The 18,906-nt window shown below is 65.9% G+C and carries 17 protein-coding genes and 2 tRNA genes; 7 read left to right on the top strand and 12 right to left on the bottom strand.

The features are described from left to right. Positions 1-134: 134 nt before the first annotated feature. The 3 genes from hutU to JHB91_RS06295 form a co-directional block, all read right to left on the bottom strand. Positions 135-1,799: a urocanate hydratase gene (gene hutU, locus JHB91_RS06285; RefSeq protein WP_199472129.1), complete on the bottom strand. Its 1,665-nt coding sequence runs from the start codon at positions 1,797-1,799 to the stop codon at positions 135-137. Between the two features lie 92 nt (positions 1,800-1,891). Then, entirely contained in the window at positions 1,892-2,200 is a 309-nt protein-coding gene (locus tag JHB91_RS06290; RefSeq protein WP_199472130.1) for a hypothetical protein, read from the bottom strand. Between the two features lie 93 nt (positions 2,201-2,293). Further along, a complete protein-coding gene (locus JHB91_RS06295) occupies positions 2,294-3,982 on the bottom strand; it encodes a type IV secretory system conjugative DNA transfer family protein (RefSeq protein WP_199472131.1) in 1,689 nt (562 codons plus the stop codon). A gap of 130 nt (positions 3,983-4,112) precedes the next feature. Here JHB91_RS06295 and JHB91_RS06300 point away from each other — a divergent pair, with 130 nt between their 5' ends. Then, the gene (locus tag JHB91_RS06300) at positions 4,113-4,652 is read left to right on the top strand and encodes a hypothetical protein (protein ID WP_199472132.1); all 540 of its coding nucleotides are present in this window, start codon (positions 4,113-4,115) and stop codon (positions 4,650-4,652) included. A gap of 92 nt (positions 4,653-4,744) precedes the next feature. Here the strand turns inward: JHB91_RS06300 and JHB91_RS06305 are convergent. Continuing rightward, positions 4,745-4,819: transfer RNA gene (locus JHB91_RS06305), tRNA-Val, on the bottom strand. 43 nt (positions 4,820-4,862) lie between these two features. Next, positions 4,863-6,905: an excinuclease ABC subunit UvrB gene (gene uvrB, locus JHB91_RS06310; RefSeq protein ID WP_199472133.1), complete on the bottom strand. Its 2,043-nt coding sequence runs from the start codon at positions 6,903-6,905 to the stop codon at positions 4,863-4,865. Between the two features lie 186 nt (positions 6,906-7,091). Between uvrB and JHB91_RS06315 the strand changes: the two genes are divergently transcribed. The 3 genes from JHB91_RS06315 to xth all read left to right on the top strand — a co-directional run bounded on the left by JHB91_RS06315 (position 7,092) and on the right by xth (position 8,724). Then, entirely contained in the window at positions 7,092-7,619 is a 528-nt protein-coding gene (locus tag JHB91_RS06315) for a GspH/FimT family pseudopilin (protein WP_199375219.1), read from the top strand. 48 nt (positions 7,620-7,667) lie between these two features. Then, positions 7,668-7,744: transfer RNA gene (locus JHB91_RS06320), tRNA-Asn, on the top strand. Positions 7,745-7,926: 182 nt separating this feature from the next. Continuing rightward, a complete protein-coding gene (gene xth, locus JHB91_RS06325) occupies positions 7,927-8,724 on the top strand; it encodes an exodeoxyribonuclease III (RefSeq protein WP_199472134.1) in 798 nt (265 codons plus the stop codon). Positions 8,725-8,874: 150 nt separating this feature from the next. Here xth and JHB91_RS06330 read toward each other — a convergent pair whose 3' ends face one another. After that, positions 8,875-9,390 carry a ferritin-like domain-containing protein gene (locus JHB91_RS06330; protein ID WP_199472135.1) on the bottom strand — a complete coding sequence of 172 codons (516 nt, stop codon included), beginning with the start codon at positions 9,388-9,390 and terminating at the stop codon, positions 8,875-8,877. Between the two features lie 219 nt (positions 9,391-9,609). Between JHB91_RS06330 and JHB91_RS06335 the strand changes: the two genes are divergently transcribed. The 3 genes from JHB91_RS06335 to JHB91_RS06345 all read left to right on the top strand — a co-directional run bounded on the left by JHB91_RS06335 (position 9,610) and on the right by JHB91_RS06345 (position 12,308). Further along, positions 9,610-11,301 carry an AarF/UbiB family protein gene (locus tag JHB91_RS06335; RefSeq protein ID WP_233398527.1) on the top strand — a complete coding sequence of 564 codons (1,692 nt, stop codon included), beginning with the start codon at positions 9,610-9,612 and terminating at the stop codon, positions 11,299-11,301. A gap of 49 nt (positions 11,302-11,350) precedes the next feature. After that, positions 11,351-11,626, top strand: a complete 276-nt coding sequence (locus JHB91_RS06340; protein WP_199472137.1) for a hypothetical protein — start codon at positions 11,351-11,353, stop codon at positions 11,624-11,626. A 157-nt stretch (positions 11,627-11,783) separates the two neighbouring features. Beyond that, positions 11,784-12,308 (top strand): GspH/FimT family pseudopilin, encoded by a 525-nt coding sequence (locus tag JHB91_RS06345; protein ID WP_199472138.1) that lies wholly within the window; start codon positions 11,784-11,786, stop codon positions 12,306-12,308. Between the two features lie 113 nt (positions 12,309-12,421). Here the strand turns inward: JHB91_RS06345 and JHB91_RS06350 are convergent, their stop codons facing one another. From JHB91_RS06350 to JHB91_RS06375, 6 genes are all read right to left on the bottom strand, one after another. Beyond that, positions 12,422-12,841, bottom strand: a complete 420-nt coding sequence (locus JHB91_RS06350) for a type IV pilin protein (protein ID WP_343225061.1) — start codon at positions 12,839-12,841, stop codon at positions 12,422-12,424. 3 nt (positions 12,842-12,844) lie between these two features. Beyond that, positions 12,845-16,324 (bottom strand): PilC/PilY family type IV pilus protein, encoded by a 3,480-nt coding sequence (locus JHB91_RS06355; RefSeq protein WP_233398631.1) that lies wholly within the window; start codon positions 16,322-16,324, stop codon positions 12,845-12,847. A gap of 93 nt (positions 16,325-16,417) precedes the next feature. Further along, on the bottom strand, positions 16,418-16,960 hold the full coding sequence (locus JHB91_RS06360; RefSeq protein WP_343225062.1) for a PilX N-terminal domain-containing pilus assembly protein: 543 nt from the start codon (positions 16,958-16,960) through the stop codon (positions 16,418-16,420). Beyond that, a complete protein-coding gene (locus JHB91_RS06365; protein WP_199472141.1) occupies positions 16,957-17,829 on the bottom strand; it encodes a prepilin-type N-terminal cleavage/methylation domain-containing protein in 873 nt (290 codons plus the stop codon). The genes JHB91_RS06360 and JHB91_RS06365 overlap by 4 nt, the downstream gene beginning before the upstream one ends. Beyond that, positions 17,826-18,257: a type IV pilus modification protein PilV gene (gene pilV / locus JHB91_RS06370; RefSeq protein WP_233398528.1), complete on the bottom strand. Its 432-nt coding sequence runs from the start codon at positions 18,255-18,257 to the stop codon at positions 17,826-17,828. The genes JHB91_RS06365 and pilV overlap by 4 nt, the downstream gene beginning before the upstream one ends. Positions 18,258-18,313: 56 nt before the next feature. Next, positions 18,314-18,886 (bottom strand): GspH/FimT family pseudopilin, encoded by a 573-nt coding sequence (locus JHB91_RS06375; protein WP_199472142.1) that lies wholly within the window; start codon positions 18,884-18,886, stop codon positions 18,314-18,316. Between the last annotated feature and the right edge of the window lie 20 nt (positions 18,887-18,906).

The following is an 18,906-nucleotide window of genomic DNA, read 5'->3' on the forward strand; positions in this document are numbered from 1 at the left end:
GGCCGAGAACGCGCCAAGCTGGGAGCATGCGTGACTCCGTGGCGCCCCGGGAGGCGGGACGCGGATCATTGCATCGCGACGGGTACGCGGCCGTGAAGCGCCGGCAGCGGTCGCAGCGGTCGCAGCGGAAACTGCTACAGCATCGGCAGCTTCAGGCCCTGTTCCCTGGCGCAGGCCCTGGCGATCTCGTAGCCGGCATCGGCGTGGCGCATCACGCCGGTGGCCGGATCGTTCCACAGCACGCGCGCGATGCGGTGATCCGCTGCCTCGCTGCCGTCGCAGACGATCACCACGCCGCTGTGCTGCGAGTAGCCCATGCCCACGCCGCCGCCGTGGTGCAGCGACACCCAGGTGGCGCCGCCGGCGACGTTGAGCATGGCGTTGAGCAGCGGCCAGTCGCTGACGGCATCGGAGCCGTCGATCATGGCCTCGGTCTCGCGGTTGGGCGAGGCGACGCTGCCGCTGTCGAGGTGGTCGCGGCCGATCACCACCGGCGCCTTCAGCTCGCCGTTGCGCACCATCTCGTTGAACGCCAGGCCCAGCTTGTCGCGCAGGCCCAGGCCGACCCAGCAGATGCGTGCCGGCAGGCCCTGGAAGGCGATGCGCTCGCGCGCCATGTCCAGCCAGTTGTGCAGGTGTGCGTCGTCGGGGATCAATTCCTTGACCTTGGCGTCCGTCTTGTAGATGTCCTCGGGATCGCCGCTCAGCGCGACCCAGCGGAACGGGCCCACGCCGCGGCAGAACAGCGGACGCACGTAGGCCGGCACGAATCCGGGGAAGTCGAACGCGTTGGCGCAGCCCTCGTCGAACGCCATCTGGCGGATATTGTTGCCGTAATCGAAGGTCGGGATGCCCTGCGCCTCGAACGCCAGCATCGCCTCGACGTGCACGCGCATCGACTTCTTGGCTTCGTCGCGCACGCGTTGCGGATCAGCCGCCTGCGCCGCCAGCCACTGCTCCACCGTCCAGCCGATCGGCAGGTAGCCATGCACGGGGTCGTGCGCGCTGGTCTGGTCGGTGACCGCGTCCGGGCGCACGCCGCGGCGCACGAGTTCCGGCAGCACTTCGGCCGCGTTGCCGAGCAGCGCGATGGATTTCGCCACGCCGGCATTCGTGTAGTGCGCGATGCGCGCCAGCGCGTCGTCGAGGTCGGTGGCCTGCTCGTCGACGTAGCGCGTGCGCAGGCGCATGTCGATGCGCGACTGCTGGCACTCGATGTTGAGGCTGCTCGCACCGGCGAGCGACGCCGCCAGCGGCTGCGCGCCGCCCATGCCGCCGAGCCCCGCGGTGAGGATCCACCTGCCGGTGAGGTCGCCGCCGTAGTGCTGGCGCCCCATCTCCACGAAGGTCTCGTAGGTGCCCTGCACGATGCCCTGCGAGCCGATGTAGATCCACGAGCCGGCGGTCATCTGGCCGTACATCATCAGGCCCTTGCGATCGAGCGCGTTGAAGTGCTCCCAGGTGGCCCAGTGGGGCACCAGGTTGGAGTTGGCAATGAGAACGCGCGGCGCGTCGGCATGCGTGCGGAAGATGCCGACCGGCTTTCCGGACTGCACCAGCAGCGTCTCGTCGTCACCGAGCGTGCGCAGCGACTCGAGGATGGCGTCGTAGCAGTCCCAGTCGCGCGCCGCGCGGCCGATGCCGCCGTAGACGACCAGCTCCGTCGGATTCTCGGCCACCTCGGGGTCGAGGTTGTTCTGCAGCATCCGGTACGGCGCCTCGGTGAGCCAGGAGCGGCAGGCGAGTTCGCTGCCACGTGGCGCGCGGATGTTGCGGGAGGGGTCGTTGCGGTTCGACATGGCGTGTCCGTGCTGCTTGGAATCCGCCGGATTATGGCCGCAAATGGAAACGCCCGGCACGTGGCCGGGCGTCGTTGTCAGGCAGCGGACCGTCAGCGGATCGACGGATCGAGCTTGCGCAAGGCGTCCTTGATGTCCACCGAGCCGGTGCGGTCGATGTCCTCGCGGGTGTAGACGCGACCACCGGCCGCCACGCACTCCTTCTCGTCGGACTTCGAGCGCGCATTGCGCGCCGCGACGATGCGCGAACCGGTTTCCTGGATGCAGAAACGGTCGTCGCTCTTCTTCGGCTTGGCGCGGGACTGGCTGGCCTCTTCGGGCTCGTCCTGGGCGTGGACCAGCATCGGTGCGGATGCGAACGCCATGGCCATGAGCGCACCGGCCATCAGTGTGGATTTCATCGGATCACCTCATCGGGCGTGGGACTCCACCGCGTACGATACGCTCCCGGCCGCGCACCGCGGGTCGTCTCCCGCCCGGCGTTCACCGCGTCGTCAGCTGTCCGGGAGCCGCGGCACGTCGGCCGCCGGCAGCAGCCGCGCGCGGTAGCGGCGCTCGGCGAAGTAGCGGATCTTGCGGCAGCGCACCGGGTGCGGCAGCCCCTCGTAGAGCAGGATCTCGCGCTGTGCGCCCATCGCCTTGAGCTCCTGCGGCAGCATCAGCGCGCGGCGCTCCTCCGACTCGCTGCGCGACACCTCCGCACGGCTCCGCCCACGGGTGAGGTTGCGGCGGCGCACCGTGGTGTAGCCCAGCATCTCCGAGTAGTCGTTGGCGTCGTGCTGCTCGCGCGGCGCGAACACCACCTGCATGGCGTGGTTTGTGAGGATGGCGCGCGCGACGTCCTTGCCGTAGGTGGCATCGAGCTGGGCCATGCTCTGGATCACCGGCAGCAGGCGCAGGTTGTAGCCGGCCATGTACGCCATGGCGCTGGCGATGATGTCGATGCGGCCGATGGCGGTGAACTCGTCCATCAGCAGCAGGCACTGCTGGCGCAGGCTGGTGTCGTCCTTCGGCAGCACGCGGGTATTGAGGTTGATCAGCTGGCTGAAGAACAGGTTGAGGATCGCCCTGCCCTCCGCCAGCCGGTTGGGCTGGATGCCGACATAGATGGTCATCGGCCGGCGGCGCACGTCGTCGAGGATGAAGTCGTTGCCGCTGGTGGCCGCGTCCAGCGCCGGATCGATCCACGCATTGAGCGGCTCTCGGAAGCTGCCGAGGATCGACGCGAACGTCTCCTCGGCCTGCGACAGCAGGTTGCCGAAGGCGCGGCGCGCGTGCTCGCCGAGGAACGGCCGGTCCGCCAGGTCCTGCACGTGCGCGCGCGCCGGTTTTCCCTCCGCCGACGACAGGCGGAACAGCCTGCCGATGGTGGGAAACACGTGGTATTCCGGCGGAAAGCCCTCGCGCGCCTGCGCTTCGTAGTTGTCGAACAGGAACAGCGCAAAGGCCATGAACGCGTTGCGTGCCTGGCTCGTCCAGAACTTCTGCTCGGCGCCGGCATCCGGGTACAGCATGGCGGCGATGCCCTGCAGGTCGGAGACACGTTGCAGCGGCTCGGTGGACACGTAGGCCAGCGGGTTCCAGCGATGCGTGCGCCGGTCCTCGGCAAACGGATTGAACAGGAACACCTGCTGCCCCTGCGCCGCGCGCCAGCCGCTGGTGAGCTGGAAGTTCTCCTGCTTGATGTCCAGCACCACCACCGAACCGCGGTAGTCCAGCAGGTTGGGCACCACCACCCCGACACCCTTGCCCGAGCGCGTCGGCGCGGCCAGCACCACCGACTGCTGGCCGGTCAGGCGCAGCAGGCGCCCGCGGTAACGTCCAACGACGATGCCTTCGCCGGACGACGTGAACAGGCCGTGCCGCAGCAGGTCGACAACGTTGGCGAAGCGCGCCTTGCCGTGCATCGCGCGCCGCGACGGCCGCAACAACAGGAAGACCGGCACCGTGGAGGCAAGCAGCGGGAGACCCAGCCCCAATGCGCCGGCCAGGCGTATGCGGCCTGCGAATGGCGCGAGTGCGGGGATGTCGATGGCGCGCAGGTAGGCCGGCCAGGTGTCGAGGCCTGCGGTGAGATCACCGAGACCGAGCAGCCTCAGCACCAGCCACCCCGACAGCCACAGCCCCGCGACAAGCGCGAAGCCCACGCACGAAAGCGCCAACGCGCCCCTGGTCCTGTCCATGTCCACCTTCCCTGGTGATCCGCATCCCGGCCGCAGCGCGGCTCTTGCCGCCCTGCCACGTGCCCGTCCCGGGCGCGTCCGAGCTTAGCGTAAGCTCGGGATGCTGGCCCAGCCTGGAGGTTCGGTGACGATGCACTGGCCTGGCTTCAATGCTGAAGGCGCGCTGCTGCTGCCGCTCGAAAAGCGCGAGCTCCTCCCCGCGGACATGCCGCAGCGGCTGAGGCTCGATGGCCTGGTGCTGGAGCAGAAGCACGAGCTGCACGTCACCCTGCTCAACCGCGCCACCGCCACCGCCGTGCTCGAGCGACTCGATGCCGCCGCAGTCGCTGACGCCTTCGCCGCGCTCGACTGGCAATACATCGCCACCCGCCGCTTCGCGCTGGTGCACAGGACCAAGGACGAGTGGGACGGCCCGCTGCAGGCTTGGGCGGTCATCGAGCATCTGCAGATGCCGGCTTTCGCCGCGTTCCGCGACCGGCTGGCGCAGGCAACCCGCCTGCCGCTGGACTGCGGCATTCCGCACGTCACGCTGTATGTCGCGGGGGACCCCGCCGGCATCGGGCTACCCGACCTGGCCACCTGGCGCGCGTGCTTCGTGCGCGAGGTCGGCGCCGATGAGGTGCGCAGGCCCGAAGTACTACCGACCGCGCCGCGCGGCCCGGCGTCCTGAGCTGCGCCGGCCTGCCGCGGACACGAAAAACCCGGCACGCGGGCCGGGTTTCGTTCCTTCGCCACTGAAGTCCGTGAAATCAGGGACTTGAGTGGTGGGCGGTGAGGGTTTCGAACCCCCGACCCCTACCATGTCAAGGTAATGCTCTACCACTGAGCTAACCGCCCGAAGGGAGGCGAATTCTAGCGGCTGCCTGCGGCGGCGGCAAGCCTAGCGGAATGCGAGCATCGCCTCCTTGAGGCGATGGATCTCGTCGCGCACCCCGGCAGCGGCCTCGAACTCGAGGTCGCGGGCATGCTGGTACATCTGCTGCTCCAGCGCCTTGAGCCGGGCGGCGGCCTTGGCCGGGCCCAGGCTGGCGTAGTCCTCGGGCCGCTCGGCCACCGCGCGCACCTTGCCGCGACCACCCCGGCCGGCCTTGGATTCGGCCTGGTCGCTGCGGGCGCCTTCCATGATGTCCATCACCGGGCGCGCCACCGAACGCGGGGTGATGCCGTGTTCGAGGTTGTATTCGACCTGCTTGGCGCGGCGGCGGTCGGTCTCGTCGATCGCGCGCTTCATCGAGTCGGTGACGCGGTCGGCATACAGGATCGCCTTGCCGCGCAGGTTGCGCGCGGCGCGGCCGATGGTCTGGATCAGCGAACCGGTCGAGCGCAGGAAGCCCTCCTTGTCGGCATCGAGGATCGCCACCAGCGACACCTCGGGCATGTCCAGGCCCTCGCGCAGAAGGTTGATGCCCACCAGCACGTCGAACTTGCCCAGGCGCAGGTCGCGGATGATCTCCACGCGCTCCACGGTGTCGATGTCGGAATGCAGGTAGCGCACGCGGACGTCGTGTTCACCGAGGTACTCGGTGAGGTTCTCGGCCATGCGCTTGGTGAGCGTGGTGATCAGCACCCGGTCGCCCATGGCGACGCGCGCATGGATCTCGCCGAGCACGTCGTCGACCTGCGTGGCCACCGGGCGGATCTCGACTTCCGGATCGATGAGCCCCGTGGGGCGCACCACCAGCTCCACCATCTCGCCTTCGCAATGCTCGTACTCGTACTTGCCGGGCGTCGCCGACACGAAGATCATCCGCGGCGCGCGTGCCTCCCACTCCTCGAAGCGCAGCGGCCGGTTGTCGAGCGCCGACGGCAGGCGGAAGCCGAACTCCACCAGCGTTTCCTTGCGCGCGCGGTCGCCGCGGTACATGCCGCCGATCTGCGGCACGGTGACGTGCGACTCGTCCACCACCAGCAGCGCGTCCGGCGGCAGGTAGTCGAACAGCGTGGGCGGCGGCGCACCTGGCTCGCGCCGGGTCATGTGCCGCGAGTAGTTCTCGATGCCGTTGCAGTAACCGACCTCGGCCATCATCTCCAGGTCGAACTGGGTGCGCTGTTGCAGGCGCTGCGCCTCGACCAGCTTGTTCTGCGCGTACAGCTCTTCCAGGCGCTCGCGCAGTTCGATCTTGATGGTCTCGACCGCGGTGAGCACGCTTTCACGGGTGCTGGCGTAATGCGTCTTGGGATACACGGTGAAGCGCGGCACCTTGCGCTGCACTTCGCCGGTGAGCGGGTCGAACAGGCTGAGGTTCTCGACCTCGCCGTCGAACAGTTCGATGCGCAGGGCTTCAAGCTCCGACTCGGCCGGGTGCACGTCGATCACCTCGCCGCGCACGCGGTAGGTGCCGCGGCGCAGTTCGGTGTCGTTGCGGGTGTATTGCAGCTCGGTGAGCTGGCGGATCAGCTGGCGCTGCTCGATGCGCTCGCCGCGCGCCAGGATCAGGCGCAGCTTCAGGTAATCCTCCGGGTCGCCGAGGCCATAGATCGCCGACACCGTCGCCACGATCAGAGCATCCGGCCGCGAGAGCAGCGCCTTGGTCGCCGACAGCCTCATCTGTTCGATGTGCTCGTTCATCGCGCTGTCCTTGTCGATGAACGTGTCGGACGACGGGATGTACGCCTCGGGCTGGTAGTAGTCGTAATAGCTGACGAAGTACTCGACCGCGTTGTGCGGGAAGAACGACTTGAACTCGCCGTAGAGCTGCGCCGCCAGCGTCTTGTTGGGCGCCATGACGATGGTCGGCTTCTGCACCGCCTCGACCACGTTGGCGATGGTGTAGGTCTTGCCGGAGCCGGTCACGCCGAGCAGCGTCTGCCGGGCCAGGCCGGCCTCGAAGCCGTCGATGAGCCGCTTGATGGCCTGCGGCTGGTCGCCGGCGGGCTGGTAGGGCGAGACGAGCTGGAACGGCGTATGGGTGGCGGATTTCATCGCGCCATTGTAGGCGCGGGCGTCAAACGCCCTGCGAAGGCTGGCGGTTGGCTGACAAATGCGCCGGTCGCTCGCCGACCGGCACCGGCCCTCCCCGCCTACCCTGCGCCGGGTCCCCGGGCGACTGACCCGGCGGAAGCCATCGCCTAGCGTGGTTCGCCCGTGATACCGGCAAGGAGGCTGGGCATGGCAAGGCACGACGCGGTTGGCTTCACCCTGATCGAGGCGATGGTGGTGGTGGCCGTCGCCGCCGTCACTCTCACCCTCGGCCTGCCCTCGTTCAACGGCACGCTGGAGCGGCATCGCGTTTCGGCGAGCCTGCACCTGCTGTCGGCCGACATGGCGATGGCGCGCAACAGCGCGATCCTGCGCCGCGAACAGGTGGTGGTGTGCCCGGGCGCGGCAAATGCCGGCTGCCGCGGCGACCACGACTGGAGCACGGGATGGCTGGTGTTCCGCGACCCGGACGGCAACCGCCGGCCCGATGCCGACGGAGACCTGCTGCGCGCCACGGATGCGCCTGCAGGCGGGGCGGACCGCCTGCGGCTTGCCTCCACCCGCCCGTTCCTGCGCTACCAGGCCAGCGGCATGAGCGCGCACAGCAACCTGAGCGTGAACGCCTGCGTACGCGGCCAATTGCGCGGCAAGGTGGTCGTGAACCGGCTCGGGCGGGTGCGCGCGGAGCGCCCGACGCGCGAAACCGCGTGCCCGTGAGCCGTTCTCCTTGACCGCGGCCAGTTACGCTCTAAAATACCGGTCCCCGCCCGAATAGCTCAGCCGGTTAGAGCACTTGACTGTTAATCAGGGGGTCGTTGGTTCGAGTCCAACTTCGGGCGCCATTCTTTCTGTTGCATGCGCGGACCATCGTCCGCAGTGTTCTGGCTGAGTCCACTCCAGCCCCTGTCCGCCCGCTGCGGCGGATGCTTCACTTCCCTGCGATGCCCCTGCTCCCAAGGTGTCCACACCACCATGACCGTGTGCGCGCGGCGGTGCGACCGGACGCCGAACCGAGGGAGGCAACATGCCGCGCGGCAAGACCCTGAAGCTGGCCACGTTCAATGTCAACGGCATCGCCACCCGCCTGCCTCAGCTGCTCGCGTGGCTCGAGCAGGAAAAGCCCGACGTGGTGGCGCTGCAGGAATTGAAGGCGCTGGACGAGACCTTTCCCGTGGATGCGCTGGAGAAGGCCGGATACGGCTCGATCTGGCAGGGTCAGCGCTCCTGGAACGGCGTGGCCCTGCTCGGACGGGACACGGTGCCGGTGGAGAGCCGCCGCGGCCTGCCGGGCGACCCCGCCGACGCGCAGAGCCGCTACATCGAAGCGGCGGTCCACGGCATCGTGGTGGCGGGCATCTACCTGCCCAACGGCAATCCTCAGCCCGGCCCGAAGTTCGACTACAAGCTGGAATGGATGGCACGGCTCGCCCGGCACGCGCGGACCCTGGTCGGTCTTCCGCATCCGGTCGCGATCATCGGCGACTTCAACGTGATCCCGACCGACGACGACGTCTACGACGCCAAGGCCTGGCGCAAGGACGCGCTGATCCAGCCCGAAACGCGCGAGGCGTACTTCGCCCTGCTCGAACAGGGCTGGACGGACAGCCTGCGGCACGTGCATGGCGAGCAGAGGATCTACACGTTCTGGGATTATTTCCGCCAGCACGCCGAGCGCGACCGCGGGCTGCGCATCGACCACCTGCTGCTTAACCCGGTGCTCGCCAAGCGCCTGAAAGGTGCCGGCGTGGATCGCTGGGTGCGGCTGCAGGACAAGGCAAGCGACCATGCACCGACGTGGGTCGAGATCGCGGCGACCGGGTGAGGCGCGCTGCGCCTTGGGCACGCGCGCAGTCGAGCACGCTGATCGCGTCGCAGTGCTGCTCCTGCGGGCTCCGAGCGTTCCGCGGCAGGCAGGGCTGCACGGGGGCAGTCCTGCCTGCATGGTGGGCGAGCATGCCGACGCAGGCGGCGACTAATTGGCGGCCTTCTTCGCCGGCACCCGGCCAGCGTCGCGGTTGGTCTCGCCCTCGGCAAGCATGCTGAGTTTCTCGTCCGTGGCTTTTTCCTCGGCCAGGGTTTCGTGCAGCAGCTTCACCGCGTCCGTGTAGCCCAGCTGCTTGCCGAGCGCACACAGCGTGCCGTAACTCGCGATCTCGTAGTGCTCGACCTTCTGCGCGGCGTTGATGAGCGCGGCATCGCGCACCGGGCCCTCTTCCACCTCGTCGATCGCCTCCTTGCCTTCCTCGACCAGGCCTTCCATGGCGGCGCACTTGATGCGCTTGAGCTTGATTTCCAGCAGCTCGACGACGCGGTCGATGCGTTCGATCTGCCCTTCCGTCTCGCCGAGATGCGTCGTGAACGCATCCGCGAGCTTCGGATTCGCGGCGGCCTTCGCCATCTTGGGCAAAGCCTTGGTCAACTGCTTCTCGGCGTTGTACATGTCGGAGAGCGCATGCACGAACAGGTCTTCGAGTGTCTTGACAGCCATTTTCTCGATCCTCAGCGTTGAATGGTGGACTTCGACGGGACTTGCCCGCGAAACGCTAGGACTGCGGAGATGCGCCCGATGTGAAAAGAGCCGGCGATGTCGCCGGGGCAGTGTCTATTCAGGCACACCCGGGGCGCGGCCATGGCGCCCTTCGAATCGTCGAGACCAACGCACGCGCGTGATCGTCGCCTTGACGCAGCGGACGCTAGCGTAGCGCCCATGAACGACCCCTCGAGCGGCAGCCTCGCGCGCAGCGCGCGCATCCTCGGCTTTCTGATGAAGTACCGTCGCGCCGGCATATTCGCCAGCGCCGATGCCGATCCATCGCCGACCGCCCCCGACCCGGCCGTGGATGCCGACGCCGACACCGGTCCGGAAACATTTGTCCGCGACCTCGAAGCGCTTGGTCCCACCTTCATCAAACTCGGCCAGGCACTGTCCACGCGTCCCGACATGGTGCTGCCCGCCTATCTGCCCGCCCTGGAGCGCATGCAGGACGAAGTGAGCCCGATCCCGTTCGACGCCGTGCGCGGCGTGGTGGAAGCGGAGCTCGGCGTACGCCTAGGCAAGCTGTTCACGGAGTTCGACGAGCAGCCGCTGGGCAACGCGTCGATCGCCCAGGTGCACCGCGCGGTGATGAACGACGGCCGCGAGGTGGCGGTCAAGGTGCAGCGGCCCGACGTGGAGGCCGAAATCCGCCGCGACCTGGACATCCTCGCCGGCATCGCCGCGCGAGCCGACTTCGTGACGCGCATCGGCCGCCGCCTGCATTTCGCCGACTGGGTCCGCGAATTCCGCAAGACGCTGCTGGCCGAGCTCGACTACCGGATCGAAGCCGACAACCTGGAACGCTTCGGCAAGCACTTCGAGGCCTACCCGTTGTTGCTGGTGCCCCAGCCGATCTGGAACCTGACCACCGGCCGCGTGCTGACCATGGATCTGGTGCGCGGCACCAAGGTTACCGCGCTCGGTGGACTGCGCCGCACCGAGCACGACTACCAGCCCTTGGCCGATGCCCTGGTGCGCGGCTACCTCGACCAGACCTTCGTGCACGGCGAGATCCACGCCGACCCGCACCCCGGCAACATGCTGGTCACCGACGACCAGCGCCTCGCGATCTTCGACCTCGGCATGGTCGCCCACGTGCCGCCAAAGCAGCGTGCCCGCCTGCTGAAGCTGCTGTTCTCCGCGGTCGACGGCAGTGGCGAGGAAGTGGCCGAGGAATCCATCGCGCTGGGCGTGCGCCTCGAGGATTTCGACGAGGACCGCTACGTCCGCGAGATCGGCCAGCTGGTGGCGCGCTATGCAGCGCACGGCTCCAAGACCATGACCGAAGGCTGGCTAATGCTGGAGCTGGCACGCATCGGTGCCGACTGCGGCCTGCGCACGCCGCCGGAACTGCAACATCTCGGTAAGACCCTGCTGCATCTGGAAGGCGTGTGCCGCGCGCTGGACCCCCAGCTGGACATGCGCCAGGTGGTCGAAGGCCACCTGCAGCAGATGCTGCGCGAGCGCCTGCGCAAGTCGTTCTCGCCGGCGAGCCTGGCCAGCGAGGCCATGGAGATGCAGGCACTGCTGCAGGACGCCCCAAGGCGCGTGTCGACCCTGCTGTCACTGCTGGCCGAGAACAAGATGCAGGTGCGGTTGACGGGATTGCAGGAGTCGCGGCTGACCGAGAACCTGCAGAAGATCGCCAACCGCGTCGCCACCGGTGTGATCGTCGCCGCGTTGATCATGGCGAGTGCCACGCTCATGCGTGGCGATGTGGTGGGGCCGCGGTTGTTCGGTTATCCCGCGATCGCGATGGGAATGTTCCTGCTCGCGTCGGCGCTGGGGCTGGGAATCGTGGCCAGTGCGTTGTTCAGTGATCACAGGTCGCAGGATCGCGGTGAGCGAGGGCCGCGTACGTGAGCGATGCGGCGACCGGTCTGTCGGCATTCGGCCCTGCAGAGGGAGCCGAATGATGTCACCCGACATCGTGGGCTGGGCGGCATCGGCGATCCTGCTGGCCACTCTGATTCGCCAGATCGCCGCGCAGATGCGCGACCCGGATGCACGCGGGGTATCGCGCTGGTTGTTCATCGGCCAGAGCGCGGCGTCTATCGGATTCATCGTCTACAGCGTGATGGTCGACAATATGGTGTTCATCGTGACCAACAGTTGCATTCTTGCGACTGCACTCGTTGGTCAGGGGAGCCTCTGGTGGCGGCGGCGGGGAGATCGGCGTGGACACTGACGAGCCAATTGGGCAGCCCTAAGCAGCGCGGGCGGCCTGCCTCCCCACGTTGGTGGGGCCCTGCCACTGACACCAGTTTCCCGGACTGCCCGATTCGCTTCGGCTAGCAATTCGACGACGCTGGATTACCCGCGCGGCCGCCGGGAGCGGAGGCGCGATGGAACGCAAGACTGCGGGTTTCACCCTGATCGAGTCCGCCGTCACCGTCTCGGTCATGTCCATATTGGTCGTACTGGCATTTCGCCCCTTCGTTGCATTCCTCGAACAGCAGCGTGCAGCCGCCACCATGGCATCGCTGGTCAGCCAGATGAGCCATGCCCGGCTTGCCGCGGTCAAGCACCGGCATCCCACCGTGCTCTGCCCCTCCGTCGACGGTCTGCAGTGCCTCCTAGGTGGCGACTGGTCGGGCGGCTGGATGATGTTTGTCGATCGCGACAACCTGCGCCGGCCTTCCCTACCGGCAGACGTGTTGCAGGTCGAACTTTCCCCCGGAACTCCGCACCTGCGTGTGTACAGCTCAACCGGCCGCTCCCACCTCCGTTACCTGCCGGATGGTCGCAGTGCAGGAGCCAATCTCACGATCAATGTCTGCACGCTGCAGGGGATGCGCGTGGGCGCCGTCATTGTCAACAACGCCGGGAGGCCGCGCACCGAGCGGGGCCAAGGCGGGGCATGCCCTTGAGGGAAATTCGCCGGATTGATTTCCACCAACCGCAACTAGCGGTGACGTAACAAGGAAAGGCCCGCAACATGTTGCGGGCCTTTCCGGTTACGAAACGCCTACCGTGGCCAGCCTTACCAGCAGGTCGTCCCTGTACCACTGGCTGCTCGGGCACCGGCCTGGTTCACGCTCAGGGTGCCGCATGCATCACCTGAATGGTTGCCAGTAGGAGCGGCGGTCACCGTATAGTTCCTGCCGTCCACGATGTTCACGCCGACGTTGTAGAAGTCCAGTGCGCTGTCCTGGCAGATTGCCGTATTCGCGGCCGCTCCGGTGTATGTAAGCCGCGCGGTATACCAACGCTCCATCTGCTGGGCGACGGCCAGTGCGCACGCCCCGCCCGCCGCACGCCTCGTGCGGCGGACATGCTCGTTGTAACTGGGCAACGCGATCGAGGCGATGATGCCGATGATTGCGACAACCACCATGAGCTCGATCAGGCTGAAGCCCGAAGCGCGCCGACGAACAGAAGACCGCCTGATATCAGCATTCACGAATCAATCCCCCCTGACTTCGCGCCAGGATGCGCGATCCCAGCGGGGCGTCAACGTCATTGTTCCGCGAACCTCTGATCCGCCCGATCCGCCCACTACAAATCGACCACGCAGCAGGTTCGGCAAAGTAGGCATGCCGCCACCCACGTTCACCGACCCGACGGGCCGCCCGCCTACCACCTCATCGGAGGTGAGCCCATCACCGTCCAGATCGAAGTAGGAGCCGCTGGCACTGGTTCCGGTGAACGCATCCAGCGCATTGATATACCCGCTGCCGCCCGTATCACAAGCATTGCCGCTCGGGATGACGCTGGCCGTGATCAGGAACGTCGAGACCACCTGGGCGTCCTGCACGATTCGCTCGCCGCTTGCGGGCAAGTCGATGAACCATCCCTTCGAGCTCAAGGGCAACGGGGTGCTCGCTTCAAACCCTCTGACCGGATAACCGCCAGCGGTTCCGCTGGTCACCTGCACTTGACGCTGCGTCAGGTTGGCTCCCGCGCCAGTCCTCACGATCGGTGTGCCGTCGTCGATGAAGCCGTACATGCTCTGCACCGCCGTGTTGCCAACGTCGCTCTGCGTCATGTAACGGCCAGTGCCAAAGAACACCCAGCGCTTGTTAGTCGAAGGATGGATCGCGGTCGTAAGACCACCGCTGATCGGCTGTGCGACGCCCCCGGCTGTGGCCGTGAACATTCTGGTCCCCGTCCAGGCAGCGGGCGAAGCGTTCGTCAGGTCGAACTTCCAGACGTTCCCAAGCATGTCACCGCCATAGGCATGGGAAAGGGTGCGCCCGTCAGGACCAAGGACACCTGAAACCGCGGAAAGCCCGTTCGACCCGCCGCTCGGACCAACCGCGATCTCGCGGATCACGGCACCCGTCGCAAGATCCAGCACGATCAGCGCGGCCCGGTTGCTGGTGCTGTTCACCCCGTTGCCGAGGACAACCGCATTCTGGGGCTCGGCGCCGCCGCCACGGACCTTGGCAATGATCGGCCGGCCCTGGACGAGCCCCATGTTGCCAAGGGGAGTGTCCGCGAGCTCCCACTTCACGTTGCTACCAGCGCCGAACGTGCTCGGGTTGGTCACGTCCAAGGCAAACAGGCCCTTGCCGCCCTTGCCCAATGCGCCCACGAGAATGTTCTCGTCAGGCGTCTGCTGGTGCGTCGTGACCACGATCGGACCATCGACGAAGTAGCGATGCCCGTACTCGGGACGGCTCAGGTTACCCAACTGGTTCCAGTTGATGATGCCCGGGATGTAGGCGAACAATTCGTTTCCATTGGCCGCGTTGATGGCGTGCAGCATGCCGTCGTTCGCACCGATGTAGATGGTGTTGGTGTCCTGCGCGTACGCCGGCGACGACCCGATGATGTCACCGAGCAGATTGTTGCGATTGCGGAGTCGGCCACCCCGATTCAATTCGAGTGCACGGTTGCCGGCGATGTACGCGGCATTGTCAGCACCATCGACCCAGGCCGTCCCAGGCAACGGCCGATGCAGGCTTGCCAGCTGCTCGGTAGTCGCTTGCGAGGGAAACGGCAGCGGATTCTGGTTGGGCGTGGTGGCAATCACGGGACTGCGGTAGTGGTGTCCATTGGAGGTGAACACCTTGCGCCCGACCGTCGGAATGCCCTTGGATGCACACCAGCCATTGCCGGGCTGCGCTCCATCTGCCGGGCCACTGCAATCGACCGCTTGCACACCACTTGCGGCGCTCACCGGCTGTGACCTCAACTCGCCCGTCCAGACGCTCGACACGTAATTCGCCTGGTACACGCGTGTACCTGCATCCAGCGACGTGGAGTTGGCTGCGACGTTGGAGAAAGAGCCCGTGCGCTCCACGATCTCCGCCAAAGCTGATTGGAGCCCTTGAGTGAAGGCCGCAGGATCAGCGGCCGCCACAAACTTTCCCTTGCTATTGACAGCCGCGTGCCAGAGATCGTCGATGCGGTCGGCATCTTCGCGGTCCATCGGATTCGTCCACAAGGACGAATTCGGCGCTGGTGGCGGATTCGTGACTGCCATGTTCCCGCGAAGACCAATAGAAATTCCGAAGGTAACCATGTGCTGCCACGAAGCCGGATTTGCAGTGGAAGATGGGACGTTGTTGGTCAGATTGCTCCGCAGGTCGGTCTTGTAGTAGTGGTGCGCCACGTCGGCCAGCGTCGGGCTGTTGCCATCACCATCGGAATCGCCAATACCGCTGGGATTGCTGTCGTTCCAGTAGCCGTCCGTGGTCAGGATCGAGAAACTCTGCCGGCACGACAACTGGCTGGCCAGCGCACCAGGACCCCACGGACCATTGCTGTCGGCTCGTGTGTAGTAATCACCCACTGCCTTGAGCGATGTGCGAAGAGGTGTCGAACCGGCTTGCACCGTCTCGCTTCGCACGCTGGTGAACCAGTTGCTCTTGTTCGTGGCTTCGAACAGGCCGTTGTTGTCGTTCACCGGAATGATTGGATTCGTGCCCGTCGCGCTCAGATGCGATGAGCGGCCGTTGATGGGGGTATAGCCAACGCGAAGCTCGTTACCCAAGCTCGCAAACGCTTCGGATGCACCTGCTTTGGCAGTCTTCAGTCGCGTCCGATAATAAGAATACCAAGTCGCGATATTGGTGAGTTCCTGAGCCTGTGTACGCGCAGGGTTCGGCAAGGAAGGGGTGTCGACGTCAACCACTGCATCGATAGATACCCCGCTGAAATCGGTGCCGCCGTCTCGCCTCACTGTCGCTTGCCAAGCGCCTGACACCGGGCTTGACACCGAGCACGACTCTCCACCGTTACCGTCTTTAGAAGTGCATTGCAGGATGCCATTGGGCCGGTACAGGTCCAGTTGCACCCGGGTGCTACCGCCTGTTGTGAAAACACGAAGATTCGTCGTTCCATTCGCAACCGAAATATTAACTGTCGCTGCAACACCATTGCCCCTGGAGGAAAACGGCCCTGCGGGCAAGGCAGGAGTGGCGGAAGGTGTACCGACGATGCTCTTCACCACACTTCCGGACGAGCTGATGCTGTATCGATCATAGTCGGCCGGGCTGGGAGACGTGGACGCAGCGACTCCCGCCTTAGGCACATAGAAGACCGACTCGATATTTCCCCGCAGGTCGCGAATAGAACCCGACGCCAGGTTCCAGTTCGAAAAGACTTCATCCGCCGTAGTGCCGCCCGTCATTCGAGTCACGCCGTCGGCGCTCATCCAGGCGTTGTAGGTAACTGCGGGATTGTAGTAGATACCGTTGTTGAGGTAGGAGCGGTCGTGCGGATTGTCCCGCAAACCACTGCGGCTGGCGCCCGTTGGCGTACCGCTGTAATCAGAAGGCTGTACATCGAAATCCTCGGGCAGCGTCGGCATTGACACCAATGCCATCGAGCCCGAGTTGTCGAGAATGAACATGATGTTCGGCGGCACGCGCGCGCCTGTCGTCAGCGGGTCGTTTGGAATGTCGATAGTGGCATTCGCGGGAAGCGCGAGCAGCATCACCAGACAAGTCGCAGGCGCGATCCACCATTGACGCTGTGACGGACTCGAGCCGCTACTGTGAAGCGAGTTCCGATGATTGCTGTTCATGCCTTAGGTTCCCGGTTCCGGAATACGGCTGATGATGTTGGCCTGGACCACAACGTCTGCTCGGCCTTCTGCGCGACTACGCGCGGTAACGCGGTACATCGGACTCTGACAGTCGAGCGTGGGCGGGATCAGGTCGCAGCTGCCCTTGCGTCCGGGACCCGTGCCCAGATATTCGATCCAGTATTCCGGCGGCGCGGCCAATCGCGCCGCGTCATAGCTTCCGGCAGGCACAGGCCTCCATGCCGCCCCCGAAGACGTCGGACAGATGCCCACGGCGGTGCAATCGTCGGGTGTCGGGATCTGAGTATCCCAAGCGCCTCCCGATAGCACCACATCCTGCGCGTAGCGCAACGCTGACTCGGCGGCCTGGAACGCCAGACTGCGGTCGCGCAGGTTGGCGCTCATGCGCTCCTGCATGGCCGAGCTGCGCAGGACCGCAATGCCAAGGACCGAAGTGGCGACTAGGAGCACAAGCACGATGACCAAGGAGACACCTGCCTGGCGGCGCCATGCGCGACGGCCCATGTGACGAAACATATGCCTCATAGCGTCCGGCTCCTCATGCTGACCACGTTGGAGGCGGTGCGCGTCAATGCTTGGCCGTCGACGTCAGCGCCCCGCAAGGTCATTGTGATGCGTACTGCAATGACGTTGCCCCAATTTGGCGTCGTGGTATATGCGACGGCTCCCGCTTCCAGGTACTCGAAAGCAAGCGCGGTGATCCCTTCGGCAACCTCTTCGGCGGGTCCGCCAAGGCGGCTGACCCACAGTGAGCTACCGCCGCGCGTGTTGGCGCCGACGAACCACCGCACATCGCGGAAACGGGCCAGCACCACGGCCGCTGGCGGTGCGAACTCGTCGTCGGTGGGGTCGTAGCCACCGGGCAAGGTGGCATGGGTCAACGTGTCGGTCGTGACCGATTCGGCCTCCACCAGGAAGGTCTTGCGTGCGTTGCACAGCAGCAGCAGATCGTCTTCACGGAAGGCTTGCGTAGCGTCGTCTAGTTGGGCGGGATCGAACGTGACCGAACTGGATGTGGAGTCGATCACGCGATACGCAGTGTCGTCGCCGGATATCACGCTCAGGCTGTTGGCCGTTCCGGTTACCGGCATGTCGCGGAATGCAATCGATCGCGCGCCTACACTCTCCACCACCGACATGTTAGAACAGGCCGAGCCGCCGGCCGCACGTATGTCACGCGACATGAGTTCGAACGCAACCCGCGCGTTCTCCTGGATGCGGTTGAGTCCTTCGTTTGTACCGAAGGTGTTCTGGTTGGACATGAACACGGCGAATGCCGCACCCATCACGACTAGGCCCAGCACCATTGCGATCATCAATTCAATCAGACTCAAGCCCGACATCCGTCCACGCATGGCGCGGCGCGCCGGCATCGCTCCCGCCGCTGCGCTCATATCCGTGTCTCCGTCACAACCTGGCGCGCCGCGCCGCCGCCTGCGCGCTGGTCATTCCACTGCACCGTAACTACACATGCGCCCGGGCAGCCGCTGATCTGGCCGCACGTCGTGGCATCTGCGGGCCCCTGCCCGATCCCATTCTTGAGGGCGGTGATCCAGCTCCGCTGATCGTTGGCGGCCAGCGTGGCCCCTACTGCCGGAATCGCGCATTCCATGGCCATGTTGTAGGCGGCGGCGTTGGCGCGATTGGCACGCATGGCTTCCATGATGGCGTTGGTCTGCATGACTGCCTGGCTGCTTTCAAGAGAGCTTTGCGAGCCGCGCAACGCCATCGACTGCATGGCAGCGATACCCAGCAGGCCTATGGCGATGATGACGACCGACACCAGCACCTCGATCAAGCCGACGCCACGCATGCGCTGCATGCGGGACGCCGCCATCCGCCGCAACGGACGCCCGGCTCCCGTGACGGAATTGCAACTCATGGACATAGTCCTCCTCCGTTCACCCTGCCGGTGACGATATTGCCGCTGATCAACACGGTGATGACCCGCTGGTTCTCATCCGGAGAATCCGTCGGCACGCACACGTTCAATTGACCCTGCGCGTCGATCAGTCCGGATGACTGGAATACGATGCCCCCTGCCGGCCCTTGGACCTGTACCGCACCCGAAACGGTGCTGTCGCGGACGACATCGACGGCGTTGTTAATGTTGTTGGTGCCCACCACGATCCAGCGCGTCCAGTCTGCGCTGCACGCCACGCCGTCGGTCGTGCCACAGATGGTCACCGGCGAACTTCTGCGGAGCGCTTCAGAGCGCGCCAGCTGCAGTGACGCCGTGAGCTCGCCTGACGCTCCCGCCAAGCGGTTACCGTTGATAAGCGCCGTCATCGAAGGGGCCGCAACCGCTGCGAGAATGCCTACTACCGCCATCGTGACCATCAGCTCCACGAGGGTAAAACCCTGCGCTGACACCAGCGTTCCGGACTCCGGCCTCGGCGCGGCAACACCTGTTCTTGAAATCGACATACCACTCCCCGTGGTGGACGGCATACGCTATTCCGGACCCGCGC

Origin of the sequence: Luteimonas sp. MC1828, assembly GCF_016461615.1 — a bacterium.
Lineage (GTDB): Bacteria > Pseudomonadota > Gammaproteobacteria > Xanthomonadales > Xanthomonadaceae > Luteimonas.